This window comes from Streptomyces sp. NBC_01381 (assembly GCF_026340305.1).
Classification (GTDB): domain Bacteria; phylum Actinomycetota; class Actinomycetes; order Streptomycetales; family Streptomycetaceae; genus Streptomyces.
Map to the genome: position 1 here is coordinate 2,929,386 of NZ_JAPEPI010000002.1, position 25,611 is coordinate 2,954,996.

Annotated in this window: 21 protein-coding genes and 1 pseudogene; 19 read left to right on the plus strand and 3 right to left on the minus strand. The window is 71.7% G+C overall.

Annotation, left to right across the window (positions count from 1 at the left end; all coding sequences use genetic code 11):
• Nucleotides 1-103: 103 nt before the first annotated feature.
• The 6 genes from OG453_RS34615 (at nucleotide 104) to OG453_RS34640 (ending at nucleotide 5,625) form a co-directional block, all read left to right on the plus strand.
• Nucleotides 104-1,399, plus strand: a complete 1,296-nt coding sequence (locus OG453_RS34615; RefSeq protein ID WP_266872509.1) for an FAD-binding oxidoreductase — start codon at nucleotides 104-106, stop codon at nucleotides 1,397-1,399.
• Nucleotides 1,400-1,614: 215 nt separating this feature from the next.
• Nucleotides 1,615-2,400 carry a hypothetical protein gene (locus OG453_RS34620; RefSeq protein WP_266872510.1) on the plus strand — a complete coding sequence of 262 codons (786 nt, stop codon included), beginning with the start codon at nucleotides 1,615-1,617 and terminating at the stop codon, nucleotides 2,398-2,400.
• The gene (locus OG453_RS34625) at nucleotides 2,397-3,098 is read left to right on the plus strand and encodes an HAD family hydrolase (protein WP_266872511.1); all 702 of its coding nucleotides are present in this window, start codon (nucleotides 2,397-2,399) and stop codon (nucleotides 3,096-3,098) included. The genes OG453_RS34620 and OG453_RS34625 overlap by 4 nt, the downstream gene beginning before the upstream one ends.
• A gap of 332 nt (nucleotides 3,099-3,430) precedes the next feature.
• A complete protein-coding gene (locus OG453_RS34630; protein WP_266872512.1) occupies nucleotides 3,431-3,946 on the plus strand; it encodes a lytic polysaccharide monooxygenase auxiliary activity family 9 protein in 516 nt (171 codons plus the stop codon).
• Nucleotides 3,947-4,054: 108 nt separating this feature from the next.
• Nucleotides 4,055-5,149, plus strand: coding sequence for a dihydrodipicolinate reductase (locus OG453_RS34635; RefSeq protein WP_266872513.1), 1,095 nt, complete (start codon nucleotides 4,055-4,057; stop codon nucleotides 5,147-5,149).
• Nucleotides 5,146-5,625: a carboxymuconolactone decarboxylase family protein gene (locus tag OG453_RS34640; RefSeq protein ID WP_266872514.1), complete on the plus strand. Its 480-nt coding sequence runs from the start codon at nucleotides 5,146-5,148 to the stop codon at nucleotides 5,623-5,625. The genes OG453_RS34635 and OG453_RS34640 overlap by 4 nt, the downstream gene beginning before the upstream one ends.
• Here the strand turns inward: OG453_RS34640 and OG453_RS34645 are convergent.
• Nucleotides 5,612-6,496: an NAD(P)-dependent oxidoreductase gene (locus OG453_RS34645; RefSeq protein ID WP_266872515.1), complete on the minus strand. Its 885-nt coding sequence runs from the start codon at nucleotides 6,494-6,496 to the stop codon at nucleotides 5,612-5,614. The genes OG453_RS34640 and OG453_RS34645 overlap by 14 nt on opposite strands.
• On the opposite strand from OG453_RS34645, the gene OG453_RS34650 reads away from it, so the two are divergent.
• Nucleotides 6,495-6,953, plus strand: a complete 459-nt coding sequence (locus tag OG453_RS34650; RefSeq protein WP_323178693.1) for a helix-turn-helix domain-containing protein — start codon at nucleotides 6,495-6,497, stop codon at nucleotides 6,951-6,953. The two genes, OG453_RS34645 and OG453_RS34650, sit on opposite strands and share 2 nt — an antisense overlap.
• A gap of 61 nt (nucleotides 6,954-7,014) precedes the next feature.
• Here the strand turns inward: OG453_RS34650 and OG453_RS34655 are convergent, their stop codons facing one another.
• Nucleotides 7,015-7,911 carry a PPK2 family polyphosphate kinase gene (locus OG453_RS34655; RefSeq protein WP_266872516.1) on the minus strand — a complete coding sequence of 299 codons (897 nt, stop codon included), beginning with the start codon at nucleotides 7,909-7,911 and terminating at the stop codon, nucleotides 7,015-7,017.
• Nucleotides 7,912-8,117: 206 nt separating this feature from the next.
• Between OG453_RS34655 and OG453_RS34660 the strand changes: the two genes are divergently transcribed.
• The 12 genes and pseudogenes from OG453_RS34660 to OG453_RS34715 all read left to right on the plus strand — a co-directional run bounded on the left by OG453_RS34660 (nucleotide 8,118) and on the right by OG453_RS34715 (nucleotide 23,717).
• Nucleotides 8,118-8,402, plus strand: coding sequence for a hypothetical protein (locus tag OG453_RS34660; protein WP_266872517.1), 285 nt, complete (start codon nucleotides 8,118-8,120; stop codon nucleotides 8,400-8,402).
• 2 nt (nucleotides 8,403-8,404) lie between these two features.
• Nucleotides 8,405-8,530: pseudogene (locus OG453_RS34665) on the plus strand (cellulose-binding protein); the annotation flags it as partial.
• A 354-nt stretch (nucleotides 8,531-8,884) separates the two neighbouring features.
• A complete protein-coding gene (locus tag OG453_RS34670; protein WP_266872518.1) occupies nucleotides 8,885-10,168 on the plus strand; it encodes an ABC transporter substrate-binding protein in 1,284 nt (427 codons plus the stop codon).
• Nucleotides 10,165-11,145, plus strand: a complete 981-nt coding sequence (locus OG453_RS34675) for a carbohydrate ABC transporter permease (RefSeq protein WP_266872519.1) — start codon at nucleotides 10,165-10,167, stop codon at nucleotides 11,143-11,145. Before OG453_RS34670 ends, OG453_RS34675 begins: the two co-directional genes overlap by 4 nt.
• Before the next feature lie 24 nt (nucleotides 11,146-11,169).
• Nucleotides 11,170-11,982 (plus strand): carbohydrate ABC transporter permease, encoded by an 813-nt coding sequence (locus OG453_RS34680; RefSeq protein ID WP_266872520.1) that lies wholly within the window; start codon nucleotides 11,170-11,172, stop codon nucleotides 11,980-11,982.
• Between the two features lie 27 nt (nucleotides 11,983-12,009).
• The gene (locus tag OG453_RS34685) at nucleotides 12,010-15,174 is read left to right on the plus strand and encodes a glycoside hydrolase family 38 C-terminal domain-containing protein (protein WP_266872521.1); all 3,165 of its coding nucleotides are present in this window, start codon (nucleotides 12,010-12,012) and stop codon (nucleotides 15,172-15,174) included.
• A gap of 14 nt (nucleotides 15,175-15,188) precedes the next feature.
• A complete protein-coding gene (locus tag OG453_RS34690; protein WP_266872522.1) occupies nucleotides 15,189-16,889 on the plus strand; it encodes a class I mannose-6-phosphate isomerase in 1,701 nt (566 codons plus the stop codon).
• Nucleotides 16,886-17,743: an ROK family protein gene (locus tag OG453_RS34695; RefSeq protein ID WP_266872523.1), complete on the plus strand. Its 858-nt coding sequence runs from the start codon at nucleotides 16,886-16,888 to the stop codon at nucleotides 17,741-17,743. Before OG453_RS34690 ends, OG453_RS34695 begins: the two co-directional genes overlap by 4 nt.
• 42 nt (nucleotides 17,744-17,785) lie before the next feature.
• Nucleotides 17,786-18,811, plus strand: a complete 1,026-nt coding sequence (locus OG453_RS34700) for a LacI family DNA-binding transcriptional regulator (protein ID WP_266872524.1) — start codon at nucleotides 17,786-17,788, stop codon at nucleotides 18,809-18,811.
• Nucleotides 18,812-18,877: 66 nt separating this feature from the next.
• Nucleotides 18,878-21,481, plus strand: a complete 2,604-nt coding sequence (locus OG453_RS34705) for an AAA family ATPase (protein WP_266872525.1) — start codon at nucleotides 18,878-18,880, stop codon at nucleotides 21,479-21,481.
• Between the two features lie 102 nt (nucleotides 21,482-21,583).
• Entirely contained in the window at nucleotides 21,584-22,972 is a 1,389-nt protein-coding gene (locus OG453_RS34710) for an FAD-binding oxidoreductase (protein ID WP_266872526.1), read from the plus strand.
• A gap of 91 nt (nucleotides 22,973-23,063) precedes the next feature.
• Nucleotides 23,064-23,717 carry a DUF6629 family protein gene (locus tag OG453_RS34715; RefSeq protein WP_266872527.1) on the plus strand — a complete coding sequence of 218 codons (654 nt, stop codon included), beginning with the start codon at nucleotides 23,064-23,066 and terminating at the stop codon, nucleotides 23,715-23,717.
• Here the strand turns inward: OG453_RS34715 and OG453_RS34720 are convergent.
• Complete coding sequence (locus OG453_RS34720) at nucleotides 23,659-25,455, minus strand: acyl-CoA dehydrogenase (protein ID WP_266872528.1); 1,797 nt, start codon at nucleotides 25,453-25,455, stop codon at nucleotides 23,659-23,661. The two genes, OG453_RS34715 and OG453_RS34720, sit on opposite strands and share 59 nt — an antisense overlap.
• Between the last annotated feature and the right edge of the window lie 156 nt (nucleotides 25,456-25,611).

Below are 25,611 nucleotides of genomic sequence, written 5' to 3' on the forward strand. Positions count from 1 at the left end.
ACCAATAGGTTGGCAGCCAACATATTGCCAGCCAACGCTGGGGCCGTGAACAGGAAACCGGTAGACCCCGACCCACCGAGCGCAGTCGAGGACAAGGACAAGCATGACTATCTCGAACGAAGCATCCCGCCTGGCCGGAGCGCTGAGCCGCGCCGTGGCAGGACCGGTGCTGCAGCCCGACGACACGGGATTCGCCGATGAGTTGGCGAGTTTCCAGCTCGGTCTGCGACACCGTCCCGACCTCGTGGTCGGGGCGCGGGATGCCGACGACGTCCGGGCCGTCGTGCGCTTCGCCGGCGAGAACGGGGTTCCGCTCACCGTGCACAGCACCGGACACGGGATGTGCCTGGCCGCCGACGGCGGGATCGTGCTGACGGTGCGTCGGCTGAACGGTGTCGTGGTCGACCCCATCGACCGCACCGCCCGCGTCGAGGGCGGCACGACCTGGGGCGATGTCGCGGCGGCCGCCGCGCCGCACGGCCTGGTGCCGCCCAGCGGCAGCATGGCGAGCGTCGGTGCCGTCGGCTACACCTTCGGAGGCGGGATCAGCCTGCTCGGCCGGTCGGACGGCTGGGCAAGCGACTTCGTCCGTTCGTTCACGGTCGTGACCGCGGACGGCGAGGAGCGCCAGGTCGACGAGAACGACACCGAGACCTTCGCCCGGCTGCGCGGCACCGGACCCCTTCCGGGCGAGGTCGTCACCGCGATGACCATCCGCCTGCTGCCCGAAGGCGCCCTGCAGGGCGGTGGATTGACCTTCGACATCGGGGCGTCGGACGCCGAGGGCGACTCCGCGGTGCTCCACGCGTTCCGCGAGTGGACGGCCGGCGCGCCCGACGAAATCACCTCCACGCTGCGGGTGATGGCCTTCCCCGACGGCGACTTCCTGCCCCCGCCGCTGCGTGGCCGGCGCATCGCACGCGTCGCGATCGCGATGCGCGGCACGGCCGAGGACGCCGACCGTCTGGTCGCTCCGCTGCGCAAGGCGGCGCAGACGATCGAGGACACCCTGGCCCCGATGCCGTTCACCGAGTCGGCCCGCGTGCACGCCGAACCGGACACCCCTGGCCCGTACATCGGCGAGAACGTCCTGATCGACACGCTCGACCCGACCGCGCTCGAAACCCTGGCGCGGCCGAACGGCCACACCATGGTGATCATGAACATCCGTCACCTCGGCGGTGCGCTCTCCCGCACGCCTGTGGTCCCGGACACCGTGCGCGGCCGCAACGCCCGCTACCTCGTCGCCGCCGTGTCCCCGGTGGACCCGGAGGTGTCGGTGTCGGACCCGTCCGCCGCCCACGAACAGGCAAGCCCCGCATGGGCACTTGAACCGTTCGTCCCCGCACAGGTCGGCGTCAGCCCGGGCTTCACCGTCGGGCCGCGCGGCAAGAACTGACACCGCGAAGCAGGAAGAAGCTCCGGTCGGAGTGGGTGATCCCGAACGACACCCACTCCGGCCGGAGCTTCGTCGTGTCCACGGCGGCGCGGGCACGGTACCGGGGCGGGAGAGCGCGCGGTACCGGGGCGGGAACGGATGGGGAACGGCCTGGTAGCGGCGCCCGGCAGGGTGTCCGTACAGCACCGGAACCACTGCCAGGGGGATGTTCGCCCATGCTCTCCACGCCCTTAGCGCCCGCCCGCACATCCACCGCCGCACGCGGCACGTCCCAGTCCCCCCAGCGGATCGCCCAGAACCTGGTCGCGCTCGGACTGCTCTACGACGAGCTGGCCAACACCCTCACCCACGCGCCGTCCCGCAGGACCGCGGGGAAGGTGCGGGAGCGGGGCACACCCGGCATCCCGCTCAACACCCAGGTCCTCGACATCAGGAGCGACATCCGTACGGTCCTGACGAGTTGGGCCGCGCTCGTCTGCGAGCAGCGGAGCGTCCCGGCCCCGGGCCGCGACACCTCGGCACTCACCGCCTTCCTCGTCGGCCACGCCGACTGGCTGACCGGGCACGAGGCGGCGCAGGGCATCGCCACCGAGACCGACGACCTGGTGCGGCTCGCCTGGTCGGCGCTGTCCGACCGCCGCGACGGCAGCGTGCCCGTCGGCACCTGCGTACGCCCCGGCTGCGAGGGGGAGTTGGTGGCACACCGCTCCCCGCGCACGCCCACCGGGCGGGCCGCCATCGTCTGCTCCGCGGACCCCGCACACTCCTGGCAGCCGGACGCCTGGCACACCCTGACCTCGCCCCGTCCGCGTACCGCCCAGAGCGTGGGGCTCACCGCACAGGACATCTCAGCGGGCTGGCAGATCGCGTCCGGCACCGTGTACTGGCTGGCCAACACGCATCAGTGGCGGCGTCGCAAGGACGGGCGGCGCGTTCTCTACGACCGCGACGACGTCCTGACCACCATGCGGTCCCGCGACAACGTGGTCACCGCGCCATGACGCAGGCGACGGCACGAGAGCCGCGACAGATCGACACCGTCCTCTTCGACCTCGACGGCACGTTGGTGGACACCCTCAGCGACATCGAGGAGGTCGTCAATCGCGCACTGGGCGAACACCGGCTCCCCGCCCTGACCCGCTCCGAGGTGAGCGAACGGGTCGGTGAGGGCGGGACCGCGCTCGTCGAGGCGTCGATGCGCAAGAGCCGGCGCGACCACGACCCCGCGCTGGTGGCGCGCGTGTACCAGGCCTACCTCGCCGGGGACGCGCGTCAACCGGCCGCCAGGGCGCGCCTGTACCCGGGCGCCGAGGACCTCCTGCGCCGGCTGCGCGCGGCCGGCGTCCGGGTCGCGCTGTGCACCAACAAGTCCCGCCACGTGACGGCGCCGCTCCTCGCGGCGGTGGGCCTCGACACCTGCTTCGACGCGGTGGTGACCGGCGACGGTCCCGAGCGCCGCAAGCCCGCCCCCGACCCGCTGCTCAGCGCGCTGCGGCTGGTCGGCGGCTCGTCCACGCTGATGGTCGGCGACAGCGTCTACGACCTGCGCGCCGCACAGGCCGCGGGCATGCCCGTCGCCTGGGTCCGGTTCGGCTACGGCACGCACCACGGTGCCGCACCGCCGGACCTGGAACTCGACGGCCTCGACGACCTGGAGACGGCCGCGCGAGCGGCCGGCATCCATGTCCGGGCCACCTGAGGCCCCCGAGCCGCCCCGCCTCGCGGCCGCCGGCAACGGCTGTCCGCGGCGGCCATTTCGGACCGGTCGTCCGCGGCGGCATCGGGCACCAGGCGGGAGTGATCGACGACCAGCTGTTCGCCGTGCTCGTGCTCGTCACTCTCGTCACGACGGCCATGACGGGACCGGGGCTGCGGCTGATACAGGCGGTCGTCCGAAAGTAAACCTTGACCGAAGCTCGCCAAAGTCTATGGTCTGGACTAATCGGCCACCGTGCACATCCGGCCACGGCCGCCCCACGAGAGCACTTCACGCCGCACACCCCCACGAAGCACCGCCGTGAAGGAGTACGCATGGACAGAAAGCGGAAGACCGCCGCCGCGATCGGCGCGGGCCTGGCACCGGTCCTCGCCCTCACCCTGCCGACCGGTTCGGCCAGCGCGCACGGGTACGTGAACGCGCCGGCGAGCCGTCAGGCGCAGTGCGCCGCGGGCACGGTGGCGTGCGGCGAGATCAAGTACGAACCGCAGAGCGTCGAGGGGCCCAAGGGGCTGCGCAGCTGCAGCGGCGGCAACGCCAGGTTCGCGGAGCTCGACGACGACAGCAAGGGCTGGCGGGTCAGCGACGTCAGCAGGACGCAGACCTTCACCTGGACGTTCACCGCGCGGCACCGCACCGCGAACTACGAGTACTTCGTCGACGGCACGAAGGTCGCCACCATCGACGGCGGCAACCAGCAGCCTCCCGCCACCGTCTCCCACCAGGTCAATCTGGGCAGCGCGACCGGCAGGCACAAGGTGCTCGCCGTGTGGAACATCGGCGACACGTCGAACGCCTTCTACGCCTGCATCGACGTCAACATCCGCTAGACACAAGGGCCGTGACGGTCGGCCGGCGCCCACCCCCGGCACCTCCGCGTCGCACCTTTCCCGTCACGGCCCTATGAACCGACACCCGCTGTCGCTACCCTCCGCCGCATGATTTCCACGGTGGTCTGGGGTACCGGCAACGTCGGCCGCGCGGCCATCCGTGCCGTCGACGCCCATCCCGCGCTGAAGCTCACGGCCGTCCTTGTCCACGATCCCGGCAAGGTCGGCCGCGACGCGGGCGAACTGGGCGACATCGGCATCGAGTTGGGCCTCGCCGCGACCGACGACATAGAAGCGGTGCTCGCCGCGGGCCCCCGCGCCGTCGTCTACGCGGCGTCGGGCGACATCCGCCCCGACGAAGCGCTCGCCGACGTCTGCAGAGCGATCCGGGCCGGCGCGGTGGTCGTCACGCCGGCGCTCTACGCCCTCTACGACCACCGCAGCGCCCCGCCCGAGCTGCGGGACCCGGTGCTCGCCGCCATCGCGGACGGCGGCGGCTCCCTGTTCGTCTCCGGCGTCGACCCAGGCTGGGCCAACGACGTACTGCCCCTCCTTGTCAGCGGGCTCGGCAGCACCGTCGACGCGATCCGCTGCCAGGAGATCTTCGATTACTCCACCTACGACCAGCCCGAATCGGTCCGCTACCTGGTCGGCATGGGCCAGCCCATGGACTACGAACCGCTGATGCTCGCGCCCACCGTCCCGACGATGGTGTGGGGCGGGCAGCTGCGGCTGATGGCCAGGGCGCTCGGCGCCGAACTCGACGAGATCCGCGAGTCGTTGGAGCGCCGCGCGCTCGACGCCACGGTACGGACCCGGACGATGGGCGAGTTCGCGGCGGGCACCCAGGGCGCGGTCCGCTTCGAGGTGCAGGGCATCGTCGACGGCGTACCCCGCATCGTCATCGAGCACATCACCCGCATCCACCCCTCCTGCGCACCGGACTGGCCCGCACCGCCGGACGGTTCCGGCGTCCACCGGGTGATCATCGAGGGCCGCCCGCGCATCGAGGTCTCGGTCGAGGCCGCCGACGAGGGCGAGAACCGGTCAGCGGGCGGCAACGCCACCGCGGTCGGCCGCCTGGTGAACGCCGTCGACTGGCTGGCGGACGCGGAACCCGGCCTGTACGACGCACTCGACGTACCGCTGCGCCCCGCGGCGGGCAAGCTCGGCGGCAGCGACCTCAAGAGGAGCAGGCCATGATGATCGACATCCCCGACGGGCAGGAGCCGATCGGATACGTGTGGGGCGAGATGGTCCCCGGCATAGGCGCGGCGGCCGCGAACTTCTCCCTCTCCGTGTACGAGCACACGACCCTGGGACTACGGGAGTTCGAGGCGGCACGGCTGCGCATCGCGCAGATCAACGGCTGCCTCTTCTGCCTCGACTGGCGCACCGAGAGGGACGGGCACAAGGTCGAGGCGGAGTTCGCCGACGCGGTGACCCACTGGCGGACCACCGACGCCTTCGACGAGCGCACCCGGCTCGCCGCCGAGTACGCGGAGCGGTACGCCCTGGATCACCACGGCCTCGACGACGAATTCTGGACACGTATGACCGCGCACTACACCCAGCGCGAGATCGTCGAACTGAGCATGAGCATCGGATCCTGGCTGGCGTTCGGCCGCCTCAACCACGTCCTGGGCCTCGACGCGGTGTGCCGGCTCACCCCCGGTTGACCTCCACCACCCGCGAGTACGAGTCCTCCGCGTACCCGGCGGCCATTCCCCGCAGGGCGACCTCGTGGGCGGCCGTGATGACCGACGCGTCGATCCCACGGGCCGTGGCGGCTTCCCGGACGTGCGCCATGATGGCCGCCGCCGAGCGGAGGTTCGAGCCCTCCGGAGGGTGGCTGCCGGTGTCGATCTGTTCGGCGAAGGTGCCGACGAAGTGCGGCAGGAGCTCCACTACCCCACGGGCGTACGGGGCCAGATCGCGCGCGGCGACGCCCTCCGCGCCGGCCAGCGTGAAGGCGTGCACGATGCCGGTCATCGCCGTCCAGAACACGTCGAGCAGCGCCACGTCGAACGCCGCCGCCCGCCCCGGGTCCTCGCCCAGGTGCACGGACGTGCCGCCGACCGCGGCGAGCGTGGCCCGGTGCGCCGCGTACGCCTCGGCAGGACCGCTGTGCAGAACGAGACAGGAGGGTGTGCCGACGAGATGCGTGGGAACCATGATCGCGCCGTCGAGGTAGGTGATCCCGTGCGCCCGCGCCCAAGCGGCGGTGGCCCGGGCCCGGTCGGGAGTGTCGGCGGTGAGGTTGACGAGGGTGCGCCCCTTGAGGGCGTCGGCGTGCGGTTCGAGCACCGCGTGCACCGCGTCGTAGTCGAGCACGCACACCACCACGAGCGGGCTCGCCCCGATCGCTTCGGCGGCCGAACCGGCCTCCACGGCCCCGCGTTCGACCAGGCCGGAGCCACGGCCCGGGGTACGGTTCCACACGGTGGTGGGATGGCCCGCGGCAAGAAAGGCACCGGCCAGGGACCGGCCCATCGGGCCGAGCCCGAGGACGGTGACGGGGGCGTGGGAGGGGGAAACGGACGTGGGCATGGAAGTAGAAGTAGACGCAGACGTGGTCGTGGGCATGGACGTGGACATGGGTGACTCCGTAGTGGTCGCGGTCGATCCGCGGGAATGCGGGATGAGTGCGGCGGTCGCCGTCTTCGAGGGGAAATGGAAGGCGTTCGTGATGTGGGTGCTCGCCGAGCGCCCGCGCCGGTTCCGGGAGACACGGAGGCTCGTCACCGGGATCAGCGAAAAGGTGCTGACCCAGCAGCTCCGCGAACTGGAGGCGGACGGCATCGTGCACCGCGAGGTGTACGACGTACTGCCGCCCCGCGTCGAGTACTCACTGACCCCGAAGGGCCACCGGCTCTACGAACTCCTTCAACTGCTTGACGCCTGGGGCCAGGACCACCTGGCGGAACGCTCGATGCCTTCGTCATCGGCGGGATCGGAAGCGGCGCTCGCTGCGCCTCGACCAGCATCAGCCACCACAACCCGCTGATCAATCACGCACTTTGAGGTACGTGTGCGGGTGAGCATGCGTGTGCGTGTGCGTGTGTGAGCTACGTGGCCAGGAGCTGCTTCCTGCACAGGTCCACGTCGAAGTCGGCCTTCGGGTATCGCGGATCCTGCGCGTTCAGATGTTCCAGGAGCAGCTTGCTGATGGCCCAGTTGCGGTACCACTTGCGGTCCGCCGGGACGAGGAACCACGGGGCGTGCGTCGTGGAGCAGCGCTCCAGGGCGATCTCGTACGCCTCCTGGTAGGCGGGCCACACGGCGCGTTCCTCGATGTCGCCCGGGTTGAACTTCCAGTGTTTTTCGGGGTTGTCGAGGCGTTCGAGCAGCCGACGGCGCTGCTGTTCGTACTGGATGTGCAGGAAGCACTTGATGACCGTGACGCCGTCGTCGGCCAGGGAGCGTTCGAAGCGGTTGATCTGGCCGTAGCGGCGGCCCAGTTGGCTGCGCGGGACCAGGTCGCGCACCCGGGCGATGAGGACGTCCTCGTAGTGCGAGCGGTCGAAGATGCCGATCTCGCCGGGGTGGGGGAGCGCCTGCATGATGCGCCACAGGAACGGATGGTTCAGCTCCTCGGCCGTGGGGGTCTTGAACGCCTTGATGCGGCAGCCGGAGGGGTTGAACAGGCCGATGACGTGCTTGACCGTGCCGCCCTTGCCGCTGGTGTCCATGCCCTGCAGGACGAGCAGGACGCGGCGGCGGTCGCCCGCCGTGCTCGCCGCGTAGAGCCGCTCCTGGAGGTCCGCGAGGCGCTCACCCATCTGGGCGGTGGCCAGGACGCCCGCTGCCTTGTCCGCCGGTCCCGCCGGGGTCGCGGCCGGGTCGTACGCGGAGAGGTCCACGCGCTCGCCCTCGGGGATCCGCAATAGCTCGCGCAGCTGGGCGGGGGGCTTCCTCGCTCCCTCACTCTGCTTCTTCTTCGTGCCCTTCTTGGTCTTCGCCACTGAGCGGTCCCTTCCGGTGGTCTTCCCCGATGGTGCGACGCGGGAGCCCGGGCCCGCCACTCAGCTTGAGCCTTGTCGGGCAATCCCGGACCCCCTGAGGGCCTGCGCGCAAAATTCCGTACCCGCACGGTCGGGCCCCGGAAAACCCGGTGCTCGCGCCGGACCGGCCTCATCGCCGATCACTGTCGGGGGAGAGGAACCGAGGCGTGGAAGTCAACGTCACGTTCGGCGACGGCACGGCCGGCGCGGAAGCGGAAGCGGAGGCGGACGGCGCCGAATCGGCCATGTCGCTGTCCCGCTGGCTCATGGCGGAGCCCGAACTCCGCGGCCACGCAAGGGTTTCCACCAGGGCGGTGCGCGAGGCCCGCGGCCACATGGGCGACCGTCTGGAACTCGTCAACGTCGTACTCGCCAACAGCATCGCCCTGGCCAGCCTGATCACCGCGGTCGCCGCCTGGCGCGGCTCGCGGCCGCGCCCGTTGTCGGGCTGAGCGAGGCCGAGAAGCGACTGGCCCAGATGGAGCAGCGGTCGGAACAACTTCGCCTGGAGAACGAGCAGTTGAGGCTGGAGGCCGAGCGCCGTGCCCGCGAGACGGTGGAGACCGCGCAGCGCCTGGCCAGTGCCGTGACGGCGACGGCCGAGCCGGGGTTCGAGCCGTTCTGGTTCGCCGTGCCGGTGCCGCGTCCGCTCTTCGGCGAGGACGGCTCGCTCCAGCGGGGCTGAGTGCTCCGCTGGTAGTGCGGTGATGTGTCTGCGGGTCGGTGGGGGTTGATCGCGCAGTTCCCCGCGCCCCTTACGGGGCGGGTGCCGGTGTCGGCTGGTTGCGGAGTTCCCCGCGCCCCTTGCGGGGCGGGGCCCGTCCCGCCGGTGTTTCTTGCGAGGCCCATTGACACCCCGGCCCTGCGCCTCGAAGCTCCATGACGCCCGTGGTAACGCTAACACCGGGCTGACACGCGCCTGAGGGAGCTGCCCATGTCAGGTAGTCGTCAGGATGTCGACCGGCGTACCCTCCTCGCCGCGGCCGCCGCCGGTGCGTTCGCCGCGGCCTGTGGAACCGCCGAGGGCAAGCCCCCGGGCAAGGTCGCCGTGCACGGGGACAACGCCACCTGGGCCAAGCCGATGGCCGCCGCGGGCAAGGCCATGAAGTCGGTCGCGGGCATCGAGCTCGTGCCCGAGGTGATCGCGTCCCTGGAGTCGTTCGAGCAGGTCGTGCGGTCCTCGCTGCGGACGAGCAAGACGCCCGACATGCTCAAGTACTGGTCCGGGTACCGGCTTCAGGACCTCGCGCGCACCGGCGGTGTCGTCGACCTGACCGAGCAGTGGGACCGCGCGGTCGGCAAGGGCTGGGTCGAGCCGTCCCTGCGTACCGCGTTCACCTACCGCGACCGGGTCTACGCCCTGCCGATGAACCTCGCGTACTGGGTGTTCTTCTACAACCCCGAGGTGTTCGAGAAGCACGACCTCAAGGCCCCCGCGACCTGGGGCGACTTCCTCGCTGCCTGTGCCCGCCTGAAGAAGAACGGCATCACGCCCCTGCACGGCACGGCCGACGGACGCTGGCCCTCCTTCATCTGGTTCCAGGAGGTGTTGAGCCGTCAGGACCCGTCCTTCTACCAGGACTTGATGAACGGCCGCGAGCGCTACACCGACCCGCGCGCCGAGCGGGCCCTGCGCACCATCGCGTCCTTCTTCGACAAGGACTGGTTCACGCCCATGGACCTGAACCACAACGACGCGGCCGCACAGGTCGTCCAGGGCAAGATCGGCATGGTGCCCTGCGGCACCTGGCTCGGCTCCACCCTCGTCGGCGCGGGCGGAAAGCCCGGCGAGAACGTCGACGCCTTCGTGCTGCCGATGGCGACGCCGCGCGCCCGCCCCAGCGTGATCTTCGAGTCGAGCGCGTTCGTCTCCACGGTCAAGGGCCCCGACCACGAGGAGGCGCGAAAGGCCGCCGGTGCCTGGCTGCACCCCACCGTCATGAAGGCCTTCTCGCACACCCTCCAGGACGGCTGCCCCAACCCGCGCGTCGCGCCCGCCAACCCGATCATCGACGGCCTCGCCCGCAAGGTACGCGGCGACAAGCTCTGGCTGCTCAACCGCTTCTGGGAACAAGGGCCTCCCGAACTGGTCGAGGCGACCGTCGACGATCTGGCCGGCTTCCTGTTGAACCCGCACTCGTACCGCCAGGTGCTTCGGACCATGCAGGAGCGCGCCGACGAGGCATGGAAGGTGTGGCGGGAGGCGGAGGAGACATGACCGAGATCGTGACCACCGCGAAGGCCGCGGGAAAGAGCCCCGGGAAAGCGGCGCGGACCCGTCGCCGCGTGCCCACCCGCACCCCGCACCAGGCGGTCGCGGAGAGCGGCAGGTACGGCAGGCCGCTCGCCGCGCTGCCCTGGGCGCTGCCCGCCTTCGCGCTCGTCGGCGTCCTGCTCGTCTACCCCTTCTTCCGCAGCGTCTACGGCAGCTTCTTCGAGGACAACGGCTTCACGAGCAGCTTCACCGGCTTCGACAACTACGCGCGGCTCGCCGACGACCCGATCTTCGGCCGCTCCCTGCTCAACACCCTGCTGTGGGTCGCCGGCACGCTGTTGCTGCCCGTCCTTGCCGGCCTCCTCATCGCCGTCGCCACCCACCGGATGCGCTTCGGCGGTCTCGCCCAGCTCGTCATCGTCCTGCCGTACGCGATCTCGGGCGCCGCCACCGGCGTTCTCTGGTACTTCATGCTGAACAGCCAGGGCGCGGTCAACCAGATCCTGCGCGCGGTGGGCCTCGACTCGTGGGCGCAGGCCTGGCTGCTCGAATGGCCGCAGAACACCCTCGCGATGATCGTGGCGAGCACCTGGCAGGCCACCGGGCTCAACGTCGTGCTCTTCGCCATCGGTCTGCGCGTCATCCCCAAGGACACCGTGGAAGCAGCCGAGTTGGACGGCGCGACCGGCTGGCGGATGTTCTGGTTCGTGACGCTGCCGCAGCTGCGGGCCGTCACGGTCGTGGTCGTCGGCATGGCCATCGTCAACAGCCTCAAGGCCTTCGACATGATCTGGCTGCTCACCAAGGGCGGCCCGTCCCGCTCCTCCGAGACCCTCGCCCTGAGCATGTACCGCGAGGCGTTCCGGCTCTTCCACGTCGGCTACGGCTCCGCGATCGCGCTCGTCCTCTCGGTGATCGTCGTCGCCTCGTCCTGGATGTATCTGCGCCGCCAGATGCCCGAGTCCACCGCCCGGGCCTGACCCGCCCCCGAAGAGGAGACCCTCATGGGACGCACGGTGCGCAATCTCTTCGTCATCGGTTGTGTGGTGTTCTGGCTGATCCCGCTCTATCTGCTGGTCGTCAACGCGCTGACCCCGGCCGCGGAGTACGCGGGCAAGCCCGCGTGGACCCCGCAGGGCTTCGACATCGCCGAGAACTTCAGGACCGCCTGGAGCGACGCGGGCATCGGCGACAGCTTCCAGTCCTCGCTCCTGTACGCCGTGGTGTGCGGGGCCGCGGCGGTGCTCGTTGCGGCCATGGCCGCGTTCGCCGTGGTCGTGCTGCCGATCCCCAGGCCCGCCTTCTGGTTCTGGCTGATCTACTCCGGCACGCTCTTCCCGCTGCAGATGTTCCTCGCCCCGCTCTTCGGCCTGTACGCCGACGCCAACCTGTACGACACCCGGCTCGGCCTGATGATGGTGTACGTCGCCTGGGCGATCCCCTTCGCGTTCTTCCTGATCCGCAATCAGATGACCACGATGCCGCCCGAGATCACCGAGGCGGCGCTGATCGACGGCGCCTCGATGGGGCGGATCTTCTGGCGCATCCACGTACCGCTGATGAAGGCAGGTCTCGGCGCGGCGTTCATCTTCCAGTTCACCGCCGTCTGGAACGACCTGCTGCTCGGCATCACCCTCAGCCGCAGCCCCGAGGTCCAGCCGGTGATGGCGTCCCTGAACGCGCTCTACAACGCCTACAGCTCGGCGGGGCCGCCCGTCATCCTGGCCGGTGCGCTGATCGTGTCGCTGCCCACGCTCCTCGTCTTCCTGGTGTTCCGCGGCCTGTTCCTGCGCGGCGTCACCGCATCAGCCCGCTGACCCGACCACCCTCCGGGAGAGATCCGCATGACGACACGGGCCCTCGTCCGCACCACCGACTGGGACAACGACCGGATACGCGACAGCCTGCGCGCCGACGTGGTCAGCGCCGAAGGGCCACTGGGTGGGGGTGTGTTCAGGCTGACCGAGGAGCCGCTCATGCGGTGCGCGGGCGACGGCTCCCTCCTTCAGTCCCTGCGTGTGGAGCCGGTCAACGGTGCTGAGATTCCTGCCGAGTTGAGCGTGCGTACGGAATCGGGGGCCGCGCTGCGAGTGGAGCGCGTCGCCGGGCCGGGCCGCTGCGTGCGGCTTCTCGTCCCCGCCGTCGAGACGGCGACCCGCGTCACCGTCGGCCTCCCGCAGGGGCGTGGTGGCATCGACGTACGCATCACCCCCCAACGCCAGTGGACCATCCACCTTGTCCACCACTCCCACCTCGACATCGGCTACACCGACCCGCAGGGCCGCGTCCTCGCCGAGCATCTCTCCTTCCTCGACTCCTGCCTGGAGCTCACCCGGGCCACCGACGACTGGCCCGCCGAGTCCCAGTTCCGCTGGTGCGTCGAGTCGTTGTGGTCCTTCCGGCAGTGGGCCGACGCCCGGCCCGCCGAACAGGTCGAGGAATTCGTACGCCGGGTGCGCGAGGGACGCATCGAGCTGACCGCCCTGCCGTTCAACCTGCACACCGAGACCTGCTCCACGGACGAGCTGCACGAACTCCTGCGCCTGGCCCACGACATACGCGACGAGCACGGCGTCGACTTCACCTCCGCCATGCAGACCGACGTGCCCGGAGCGGTCGTCGGCCTCGTCGACGCCCTCGCCTCCGCCGGGGTCAAGTACCTCTCCGTGGCGCACAATTGGGCCGGACGCTCGGTGCCCCACCTGGTCGGCGGAGAGAAGCTGCCCCGGCTCTTCCGGTGGCGCGCGCCCAGCGGCAACAGCGTCCTGGTCTGGGTCACCGACACCCCGCACGGCCTCGCCTACATGGAGGGCCCGCTGCTCGGCTTCGACACTGACTACGCCGACGTCGACGACCTGCTGCCGGTCTATCTGACGTCCCTGGCCACCAACCCGTACCCCTACCGCGGCGGCATCTTCGGCTGGGCCATGGACCACGCCGAGATCAAGCGAGAGCCCTACCCCTGGGACGTCCTCCATCTGCGTGTGCAGGGCAAGTTCGGCGACAACGCGCCGCCCCGCCGCATCATCGCCGACACCGTCCGCCGCTGGAACGAGACCTGGGCCCACCCCCAGCTGCGGCTCTCCCGCAACGAAGACTTCTTCAACGACGCCGAGGCCAGGCTCGGCGACGCCATCCAGACCTTCGAAGGCGACTGGACCGACTGGTGGGTCGACGGCGTCGGCTCGGGAGCGCGGCCGCTCTCCCTTGCCCGCACCGCCCAGTCCGTGGTCGCCGACGCCCAGACCATCGGCACGTTCGCGGGAGTCCTCGGCGCCACGGGGGCCGAGGAAGACACCCGCGACGCCGCCGGGGTCTACGAGGCGGTGTCGCTCTTCGACGAGCACACCTGGGGCGCCGGCGACCCGTGGACCCACGGCGACGAGGGCGGGCACTCCGGCGAGCACCAATGGCACTGGAAGTACGGGCAGGCGATGCGCGCCCACGACGACGGCCACGCGCTCCTCGCCCGTGCGAGCGCACGGCTCGGGCAGCGGCTCGCGGTGTCGCCGGGTGCCGTGGCGACGTACCACGTGATCAACACCTGCTCGTGGCCGCGCACCGATGTCGTCACTGTGTTCCTGCCCGAGAGCAGCGTCCCCCTCGGCCTGCCCGTGGCCGTGCACGACGCCCGCAGCGGCGTCCTGCTCGCCCACGAGGAACGGCCGCAGACCAACGACGACCACCGCGACGCCGGACGCTTCCTGGTGGTGCGGGTGGACGAGGTGCCGCCCGCCGGGTCGGTGCGCCTCGACATCACTGCCGAGGCAGCGCGGGCCGAGGGGCACGTGGGGACCACCGTGGTGAAGGCCGCCACCGGCTGGAACCCCACCGGCGGCACCGAGCGGGAGGACCCGGCCGAGACCGCCGCCGCGGCGCTCTCCCTGCCCGAACCGACACTCCTGGAGAACGAACACCTCGCCGTCCGGGTCGACTTGGCGCACGCGTGCCTCGCCTCCGTCATCGACAAGTCGACCGGCCGTGAACTCGTCCGCCAAGACGCCGTGGTCGGCTTCAACGGCTACATCCACGACAGCTACACCACCGCGGGCGCCTTCAACCACAACTCCAGCCGCACGACGGCATCCGACCGCCTCGAACACCTCGGAAGCCGAGCCGTCGCCCCGCCCGCCGCCCTCATCGCCCGCCGCTCAACGGCCACCGCCGAATCGATCACGTACGAGACCCGCCCGGCCGGGGCCAACCGGCTGCGCACCACCCTCACCCTGCCCGTCGGCGTGCCCCGCCTCGACATCGAGAACCGCCTGGACAAGGACGCGACCCTGGGCAAGGAGAGCGCCTACTTCGCGTTCCCCTTCTCCTTCGACGACCCGGCCGTACGCATGGAGGCATCCGGCGGCCTGACCGGCAACACCCTGCCTGTGGTGCCGGGTTCGGCGCTGCACATGCGGGCCGTGCGCCGCTGGGTGACCCTCGCGGACGACGGGCTCGCGGTGGCCTGGTCCACGCAGGACGCGCCGCTGGTGCAGTTCGGCAACATCGCCCTGCCGTACGCGCCCTTCCCCAAGACGATGGGCCACGACGAACCCGCCACCGTCTTCTCCTGGATCCACAACAACCTCTGGGACACCAACTTCCCCAGCGAGCAGGGCTTCGAGTTCACCTACCGCTACAGCCTGGCCTGCGCCGCCTCCGCCGACGGGCTCGGCCCCGCCACGGCGGCGGCCTGGAGCCGCCCGCTGCGCGCCGTGCGGGCCAGGGGGCCGGAGGGCGGCGGGCAGGCGTCCCTCGCCTTCGCCGACCTCGGTGACCCCCGGGTCCGCCTGGTCGGCGCCACCGCACCGGGCCCCGGCGAAGTCCTGCTGCGGCTGCAGTCCTTCGCCGAGGAGCCGGTGGACTGCCCCGTCTGCGTCCACTTCCCGGTGGCTGCGGCGCATCGGGCGGACTACTTGGGTGCGGCGGGCGACGAACTGCCCCAGACGGACGGCGAGTTGACCATCACCCTTCCCGCGCTCGGCACCACCGCCGTGCTGTTTGTACGTCCGTGAACGAAGGAGCATGCGTGTACCGGCTCGACCCGCGTTACGCCCCGGCACCGGGGACCGTGCTGACCTCCGGCTGGCATGCCGTGGCGGCCCAACTGCCGCCAGGGCCCACGATCGTCGCCGTCGAGGGTCCGTCGACCGCCGACTGGGCGACCATCGCGGCACGGCTGACCGCCGAATGCCCGGCCCCCGTCCACACTCTCGACATCCGTACGCACTACGCGCCGCCCGCGGAGGTGCGGCGCCGCACCATGAGCCCGGCCGACACCGCGGACCCGTACTACTGCCGCCTGGCCGAGAACCCCCTGGACGATCTCTTCGACCAACTGCCGCAGACATCAAGGCTCTTGGGGGATGAACTTCTTCTGATCGTCTATGGTCCTGGCGCCTCGCTCGTCGCACACGACGTGCTCTGGTACGCCGATCTGCCCAAGCGGTACGCCGAGTCGGCCGTGATCGCCGGGACGGGCGGCAATCTCGGACTGCCGGGTGAGCGCGCCGAGTTGAAGCGGCTCTTCTACGTGGACTGGCCGATGCTCGACCGCCACCGTGACGCCATCGCGGACCGCCTGGACGGCTGGCTCGACGTGCAGGACCCCGGGCGCCCCGTGTTCCTCGACGGCGACGGTCTGCGGACCTGCTGCGCCGACCTCGCACGCCGCCCCGTGCGCACCCGGCCCTTCTTCAACTCGACGCCCTGGGGCGGCCATTGGGGCCAACGCGAACTCGGCTTCAACCCTGGCGGGCGCAACACGGCCCTCGGCTACGAACTCATCGCCCCCGAAGCGGGCATCCTCATCGGGCACGGCCCCGGCATCCAGGCGGAAGTGCCCTTCCAGCTGCTGTGCGTGCTCCACCCCGAGCAGGTCCTCGGCCCGGCGGTGCACGCCCGCTTCGGCACCTCCTTCCCGATCCGCTTCGACTACCTGGACACGGTGGGCGGCGGCAACCTCTCGGTGCACTGCCACCCCAAGGAGCCGTACATGCGGGAGCGGTTCGGCTGGGCGTACACACAGCACGAGACGTACTACATGACGCTCGGCAGCCCGGACACCCGCGTCTTCCTCGGCCTGCGCGAGGACGTCGACCTCGACCTCTTCCGCAAGGAGATCGAGGAGGCGGCCAACGACGGGGTGCCGATGGACCCCGAGGACCACGTCCTGACGTTCCCCGCCGAGCAGGGCCGCCTCTTCATGATCCCCGCGGGCACCCCGCACGCCGGCGGCGCGGGCAATCTCGTACTGGAGATCAGTGCCACCCCCTACCTCTACAGCCTGCGCTTCTACGACTGGCTCCGCCCGGACGCGGACGGCAACCCGCGCCAACTCCCTTACGAACACGGCCTCGCCAACCTGGAGACCGAACGGCGCGGTGATGCCGTCGCCCGCGATCTGGTGCAGGAGCCGCGCGTCCTGCGGCGCGGCGACGGCTGGCACGAGGAGTTGCTCGGCGCGCTGGACGAGATGTTCTACGAGGTACGCCGCCACACCCTCGCCGCGGGTGCCGCCGTGGCCGACGACACCCGGGGCCGCTTCCATGTGCTGAACGTGGTGGCGGGGGAGGGGATCGTCGTCGAGACGGCGGCGGGGGACCGGCACGCCCTCGCGTACGCCGAGACGCTGACGGTTCCCGCGGCGGTCGGTGCCTACCGGCTCGTGGCGCCGCGCGGCCCGGCGAAGGTGGTGAAGGCGCTGGTGCGGGAGCCCAACGGTTCATGACGGCTGTTCTGGAGATCGGCGGCACCCATGTCACCGCCGCGGTCGTGGAACCGGACGGCGCGCGGGTGAACCGCCGCGCCGACCGGCCGCTGGACCCGCGGGGTTCCGCCGAGGAGATACTCGGCGCGGTCGTCCGGTGCGCCGGGGAACTCCGGGCGCCCGCGGGCCTGGTGTGGGGCGTCGCTGTCCCCGGCCCCTTCGACCACGAGAAGGGGATCGCACGCTTCCGGGGCGTCGGGAAGTTCGACGACCTGTACGGCATCGACGTGCGTTCGGTGCTGCTCGCCGGGGTGTGGCCGCGGCCGGCCGACGTGGTCTTCCTGAACGACGCGCACGCGTTCCTCCTCGGCGAGTGGCGCGCGGGCGCCGCGCGCGGTGAGCGGCGCTGTGCCGGGATCACGCTGGGGACGGGCGTGGGGTCGGCCTTCATCGTCGACGGGGAAATCCGCCGCGACGGCCCGGGTGTGCCGCCCCAGGGGCGCGTCGACCTGCTGAAGTGGGCGGGCGTACCGCTGGAGGACACGGTGTCGCGGCGGGCCGTCCTCGCCCGGTACGGCGACCCGGACGCGGACGTGCGCGATGTCGCCGCACGGGCCCGGGACGGCGATCGGCGGGCCCGGCGAGTCCTCGACGAGGCGTTCACCGCCCTGGGCGCGGTCCTGGCGCCGTGCCTGCGCGACTTCCGCGCCTCGGCGCTCGTCGTCGGCGGCTCCATGGCGCAGTCCTGGGACCTGGTACGCCCGTCACTCCGGTCCGGACTGGGGGATACTCCGGTGAGCGTACGCAGGGGTCTGCTGGGCGGGGACGCGGCGCTGGTGGGGGCCGCGGGGTATGTCAGCGCGTCGAGCCGCTGACGCCCCCCGTAGCGGACCAAACGGAGAGAGGAACCACGGCCGATGCCCGAGCCGCAGGCGCCAAGAGGGGGCAAGACCACCCTGCGGGACGTCGCGGAACGCGCGGAAGTCAGCACGATGACCGCGTCCCGTGTCCTGCGGGACGACCCCCGCGTCCTGCCCGCCACCCGCGCAAGGGTCCGCGCCGCCGCCGCGGAACTCGGCTACCGCCCCAACGAAGTGGCCCGCAGCCTCCGCCTCGGCCGAGGCACCGGCCTGGTCGGTCTCGTCGTCACGAACCTCGCCAACCCCTTCTACTCACGCCTCGCCCTCGGCGTCGACTCCGTGGTGGCAGGAGACGGCCTGAAGACCGTCATCGGCAACACCGGACAGAACCTGGACAGCGAGCGCGAACTCGTCGCCGACCTCGTCGCCCGCCGCGTCGACGGCATCATCGCCGTGCCCGCGGCCGCCGACCAGCGGCATCTCGCCGCGGCGGCGGCCGATGGCGTACCGGTGGTGCTCGCGAGCCGCCCGCCCGAGGGGTTCGCCGCCGACTGCGTCCTGGTCGACGACTTCGGCGGCGCCCGCGACGCCACCGCCCGGCTGATCGCCAGGGGCCACCGCAGGATCGGGTTCCTCGGCTCCCCGCCCGCCGTCTACACCGGCACCGAGCGCCTGCGCGGCTACGCCGACGCCCTCGCGGACGCGGGAATCCCGCTCGACGAGAGCCGCGTACGAGCGGGCCAGACCGAACCGCGCGAGGCCGAGCGCGCCGCGGCCGAGCTGCTCGCGCTGCCCGAGCCGCCCACCGCGCTGTTCTGCTCCAACAACCGCAACACGATAGGGGCGTTCCGCGCCATCCGCGCGAGCGGCACCGACACCGCCCTCGCCGGCTTCGACGACTTCGAACTGGCCGACGCGCTGGGCCTTCCCCTCACCCTCGTCGCGTACGACAGCGACGAACTCGGCCGCGCGGCGGGCCGCCTCCTCGCCGACCGCATGCGGGAGAAGAAGCCGGACGCCGCGCCCCCCGGCCCGGCGCGGCGCATCGTGATGCCCACCAGCCTGGTGGAGTACGGGACTTGAGGCCTGACCGGTGGGGGCCCTGCGGGATCAGGGCCCGGCGGCCCGTCGCGTGGGAGAATCCGGGGCGTGGACGCGGGGATCCTCGAGCGGGATCTGCAGCTGGCGCGACTGGCCGCCGCCGCGGGGGAAGCGGTCGACGGCGCGGGCTCGGTGGCGCTCGTCTTCGGCGAGGCGGGGATCGGCAAGTCGAGTCTGGTGAACGCGCTGCGAGGGGCCCTGTCCCCGCAGGCCCGGGTCCTTGTCGGGCAGTGCGACGACCTCGCGACGCGGCGCCCCCTCGGCCCCTTCAGGGACCTGGCAGGGAGCGTCGGTCCTGACCTCGCGCGGGCGGTGGCCGAGGGCGGCGACCGGCATCGGGTGTACGAGGCGCTGTGGGCCGAGCTGACCGACGGGCCCCGCACGGCGGTGCTCGTCGTAGAGGACGTGCACTGGGCGGACGAGGCCTCGCTCGACGCCCTGCGGTTCCTGGTACGCCGCGTGGACCGGCTGCCCGCCGTCCTTGTACTGACCTACCGTGACGACGAGTTGGACCGCGAGCACCCGCTGCGGGACCTCCTGGGGCAGGTGTCGCGGGCGGCCCGTGTGCACCGCGTCCCCCTGCCGAGGCTGTCCCGTGCGGCGGTCCGTGAGCTGAGCGCCCCGAGCGGCCTCGACCCCGCGCAGGTGTACGCCGTGACATCGGGCAACCCCTTCTACGTCGCCGAGGTCGTCGCGGCGGGCGGCACCGGGGAGGTGCCGCCGACCGTGGTCGACGCGGTCCTCGCCCGGCTGCGCGGCCTCTCCGCCGCCACCAGGGACACCCTGGAGCAGCTCGCCGTGGTGCCGTCCGCGGTCGAGCGCGCCCTCGTCGATGCTCTACTGCCGTCGGGCGTGGACCAGTTGGCGGCTGCGGAGCGGCACGGGCTGCTCCTTGTCTCCCCCGAGCGCGTCGCGTTCCGGCACGAGATCATCCGCCGTGCCATCGCCGACTCGCTGCCCGCCGCGCGCCGCATCCAGCTCGACCGGATCGTCCTCGCCGCCCTGGTCGGCCTGCCCGGCGCCGACGCGTCCCGCATCGTCCACCACGCGGCACAGGCGGGGGACCTGGACGCCATCGCGCGGTACGGCCCCGACGCGGCCAGGGACGCCGCGCACACCGGCGCGCACCGCGAGGCCGCCGCCCAGCTGCGCCTCGTCCTGCGGCAGCGGCAGCGCTTCGGCCCGGCCGAACTCGCCGGCCTCCTGGAGCGGTTCGCGGTGGAGAGCTACACCATCGCCGACTCGCAGGCCGCCGTGCGCGCCGAGCGGGAGGCCGTCGAGCTGCGCAGGGCCCTGGGCGACCGCCGCGCCCTGGGCGCCGATCTGCGCTGGCTCTCCCGCATCCACTGGTGGGCGGGCGACGCCGACGCGGCACAGGAGGCCGCCCGCGAGGCCATCGACGTACTCGAACAGGCCGGGGACGAGCGGCTGTTGGCGCTTGCGCTCAGCAACACCGCTCAGCTGCGCATGCTCTCCGACCGGTACGCCGATGCGATCGGCTACGGCGAACGCGCCATCACCCTGGCCCGGCGGACGGACGACGCGGCGATCCTCGCGCACGCCCTGAACAACGTCGGCACCGCCCGCTGGCGCGGCGGGGACCCGCTGGGGCGCCCGCAGTTGGAGGAGAGCCTCGCGGTCGCGCTGAAGGCCGGCGAGGCCGAGCACGCCTGCCGCGCCTACGCCAACGTCATCTGGACGCTCCTGGAGAACCTCCAGTTCAGGGAGGCCGACCGGTTCCTCGCACCCGCCCTGGATTTCGCCGACCGGACGGAGCAGCTGGGGTTCCTCTGCTACCTCCAAGTCGAGCTCGCACTGCGGAAGTTCGCCGCCGGGGCATGGGACGACGCGGAGCGGTACGCGGGGTTCGGCGACGTCGGCGCGTTCCCGCCCGCCCGCTGCCCCGCCCTGACCGTCCTCGCCCGGGTCCGGATCCGGCGCGGCGCACCCGGCGGCGATGAACTCCTCGCACAGGCCGGGCGGATCGCCGCCCGCACCCGGGAGCTGCAGCGCACGGCGCCGGTCGCCGCGGCCCGCGCGGAGGCCGCCTGGCTGCGCGGTGACCACGCCGCAGTGATCGCCGCGGTCGAACCGCTCTACGCACAGGCCCGCCGGCTTGGCGCCGCGCCGTACCGCTCGGAGCTCGGCCACTGGCTCGCCAAGGCCGGGCGGCTCGTGCCCGATGACGGTTCCGGGCATCCGTACGCGTTGCAGGCGGCGGGCCACTGGCAGCAGGCGGCCGCGGCCTGGCAGGCGGCGGGCTGCCCCTACGAGCACGCGGCGGCCCTGGCGCAGAGCCCGGACCCGGCCGACAAGCTCGGTGCGCTCGCCGCACTCGACGCCCTGGGCGCCGTGCCGCTGGCCAGGATCGTCCGCGCCGAGCTTCGGTCGCTCGGCGTGGCCCGGATCCCCCGCGGCCCGCACGCGGCGACCCGCGGCAATCCCGCGGGCCTCACCGGACGCCAACTCCAGGTCGTCCGGCTGCTGATGGAGGGCCTGACGAACATGGAGATCGCCGGGCGGCTCGTCCTGTCCGTCCGCACCGTCGACAACCACGTCCGCGCGGCCCTGGAGAAACTCGGCGCCCGCAGCAGACGCGAGGTCGCCGCCCGCATCGCGGACCTCGGCCTGCCGCCCGGCGGCGAAAAGTAGGTACCCGCAGGCGTGAGCTGGGTGACGGGCACGGATGCCGGGGCCCGGCACCGCGCGTAGAAAGAGGCGGACGGGACTCACGTATCCAGCACGGGGGAGCACATGTCCAAGACGCCCGCACAAGCCGCACGGCATGAACTGATGGAATTCAAAGGGGAGTTGATCGGCCCGGACGACTCCGCGTACGAGCAGGCCCGTACCGTCTACAACGCGATGGTCGACAAGCGGCCCGCTCTCATCGCCCGCTGCACCGACGGCGACGACGTGGCCAGGGTGATCCGCTTCGCCCGCGAACACCGCCTGCCGCTCGCGGTGCGCGGCGGCGGCCACCACGGAGCGGGCCTGGGCACCTGCGAGGGCGGCGTGGTCGCCGACCTGTCACCGCTGAAGTCCGTCGAGGTCGACCCGGTGGCCCGCACGGTCCGGGTCGGCGGCGGCTGCGTCTGGGGCGAGGTGGACCGCGCCACGCACGAGCACGGCCTGGCCACGCCGAGCGGCATCATCTCCACGACCGGCGTCGGCGGTCTCACCCTCGGCGGCGGCCTCGGCCATCTCACCCGGCGGTTCGGACTGAGCATCGACAACCTCATCGCGGCCGATGTCGTGCTGGCCGACGGCAGCCGGGTGCGGGCGAGCGCCGACGAGAACGCCGACCTGCACTGGGCGATCCGCGGGGGCGGCGGCAACTTCGGCGTCGTCACCTCCTTCCTCTTCCGCCTGCACGAGCTGAGCACGGTCGTCGCCGGGCCCACCTTCTGGCCCGCCGAGCAGGGCGCCGAAGTCCTCGCCGCCTACCGGGAGTTCCTGCCGCGCGCGCCGCGCGAGGTGAACGGCTTCTTCATGTACGGCACCGTTCCCCCGGCCCCGCCCTTCCCCGAGGAGCTGCATCTGCGCAAGGTCGCCGGCGTCGTGTGGTGCCACACCACCGACGACCCCGACGCGGCGGCCCGCGCCATGGCGCCGCTGCTCGACGCGCTGCCCGAACCGGCCCTGCACGCCGTCGCCCCGATGCCGCACCCCGCGCTGCAGTCCATGTTCGACGGGCTCTACCCGCCCGGCGACCAGTGGTACTGGCGGGCTGACTTCGTCGACGAGATCCCGGACGAGGCCGTCGCCCTGCACGCCAAATTCGGCGCCGAGGTACCGACCATGCAGTCGACGATGCACCTCTACCCCATCGACGGCGCGGCCCACGACCACGCCTCGACGGACACGGCCTGGAGCTACCGAGGCGCCCGCTGGGCGTGCGTCTACGCGGGCGTCGACCCGGACCCGGCCAACGCGGAGCTCATCAAGCGCTGGACCGTCGACTACTTCGACGCCCTGCACCCGTACACGGCGGGCGGCGCCTACGTGAACATGATGATGGACGAGGGGCAGGACCGCGTACGGGCGAGCTACCGCGACAACTACGCACGTCTGGCCCGGGTCAAGGCCGCGTACGACCCGGAGAACGTCTTCCGCCTCAACCAGAACATCGAGCCGTCGTAGGGAGCAGAGCGCAGGGAGGCGCGGCGTAGCCGTAACCCCGAAAGGCCGTCCCGACGCGCCCCGGTGCCGGGGCGGCCTTAGCGTGACAGCCATGTGCTGGAGCGCGACGGCCGATCTCGTGGTGGGCACGGCCGTCTCCGCCGTGGGTGTCGTCTGTGTCGCCCAGGCGGCGCGGCGCCCCCGTGACCTGCCCATGGCCGCGCTTGTGCTGCTCCTCGGCATCCACCAGATCATCGAGTCCGTGGTCTGGCGCGGCGACGGCGGCACGGGAGCCGCCACCACCGCCTGGGCGGTGATCGCGCTCCCGCTGCTGCCTCTGTGGCTGCCCGTGGCGGTGCTGTGCGCGGCGCCGCAGACCGCCCGCCGCCGGCTTCTCTTCCCGCTCGCGGCGGGCATCGCGACGTCGGCGGTGCTCGCGTACTACCTGGCGACCCACACCGTGACGGCCGACATCCGCGGCCACACGGTCGGGTACGGCTTGGGCCTGCCGCATCCGGCACCGGTCGTCGTCGGCTACCTCATCGCCACCATCGGCTCCCTGCTCCTGTCCGGCGACCGGGGCCTGATCCTGTACGGGATCCTGGCCGCCGTCGGAGCGGCGGTGTCCGTGGCGCTGGGGCGGCAGGAGTACCTCTCGACGTGGTGCGCGCTCGCCGCGCTGTCATCGGTGGTCCTGCTGCGCTGGGTCAGAACGCGTCGTCCGCCAGCTCGACGGCCGTCCGGTCAAGGCCTTCAAGAAGCGTGAACTGGGCCTCTGTCCTGGGCAGTTCATGGCGGAAGAAGTAGCGGCACGCGCCGCGCTTGCCGTCGTGGAAGGCCTCCGTTCCGGGCACGGCCGCAAGGAACTGCTCCAGCCACATCCAGGCGGCGACGACATGCCCGACGGCTTCCAGGTAGACACTCGCGTTGGCCAGCGCCGTCTGGGGATCGCCGGTCGACCACAGCCGCTGGGTCACCTCCACCGCACGCGCCACGGACGCGTCGAGCGCACGCCCGTACCCGGCCGCGGAACCACCCGCGGCGGCGGCGCGGGCGGTCGTCGACGAGATCCGCTCGACGAGCAGCAGAAGCCCGGCGCCGCCGTCCATGACGACCTTGCGGCCGAGCAGATCGAGGCCGTGGATGCCGTGCGTGCCCTCGTGAATGGGGTTGAGGCGGTTGTCGCGGTAGAACTGCTCGACGTTGTACTCGCGGGTGTAGCCGTAGCCGCCGTGCACCTGGATCGCCAGGCTGTTGGCCTCCAGGCACCACTGCGACGGCCAGCTCTTCGCGATCGGGGTGAGCACGTCGAGCAGCAGCTTCGCCTCGGAGCGCGCCTGCGGCGAGGTGCCCGTGTGCTGCTCGTCCAGGAGCCGCCCGCAGTACAGATTGAGCGCCATCGCACCCTCCACGTACGCCTTCTGCGCGAGCAGCATCCTGCGTACGTCGGCATGCGCGATGATCGGGACCTGCGGTGACTCAGGGTCCCTGGCGGTGACCGGCCTGCCCTGCGGGCGGCTGCGCGCGTAGTCGAGCGCGTGCAGATAGCCGGTGTAGCCGAGGGCGGTCGCGCCGAGGCCGACACCGATCCGGGCCTCGTTCATCATGTGGAACATATAGGCGAGGCCGTGGTTCGCCTCGCCGATGAGGTGGCCGACGGCGCCGGGCTCGCCGCCCGGCCGATGGGCGCCCTCGCCGAAGTTGAGCAGCGTGTTGGTGGTCCCGCGATAGCCCATCTTGTGGTTGAGGCCCGCGAGCACGACGTCATTGCGCTCACCGAGCGAACCGTCCTCGTCGACAAGGAACTTGGGCACGATGAACAGCGAGAGCCCCTTCACGCCGGGCGGGCCGCCGGGAATCCGGGCGAGCACCAGATGCACGATGTTCTCCGAGAGCTCGTGCTCGCCGCCGGAGATCCACATCTTGTTCCCGAAGAGGCGGTACGTCCCGTCGTCCTGGGCCTCGGCCCGGGTGCGCACATCGGCGAGCGACGAACCGGCCTGCGGCTCCGACAGACACATCGTCCCCAGAAAGCGTCCCTCGACCATGGGACGTACGAAGGTGTCGATCTGCTCCTTGGATGCGTGCGCGAGCAGCAGATTGGCGTTGCCCATGGTCAGGAAGGGATACGCCGCAGTGCCCACGTTCGCGGCCTGGAACCAGGCGAAGCAGGCCTGGGCCACCACGGCGGGCAGCTGCCCGCCGCCGATCTCGTGGTCCATGGCACTGGCGAGGAGCCCCGAATCGCCGAAGACCCGCAGCGCCTCCTTCACCTCGGGGATGACATGCACCCGCTCCCCGTCGAAGGTGGGCTCCTCGGCGTCGTTCTTCTTGTTGTGCGGGGCGAAGTGCCGCGTCGCGATCTGCTCGCTCAGCTCCAGGGCGGCGTCGAAGGTCTCGCGGGAGTGCTCCGCGTACCGCTCCCGGCCGGTGAGCGCGGGCACGTCAAGCCACTCGTACAGCAGGAAGTCGAGATCGCGACGGGACAGGAGCAGGGATGCCATGCGGTTTCTCCATGCGGTGACGGCGGTACCGATGCCGGGGCAGGCAGCCCCGCACCCCCGATACTAAGCGGTTGCTTACGGAATCTGTCGAGGGGCGCCGGCACGGGCGCCGAAGGCGAGCCCCCCCGCCGGTGGGCTCCCCGCCGACGGACACGG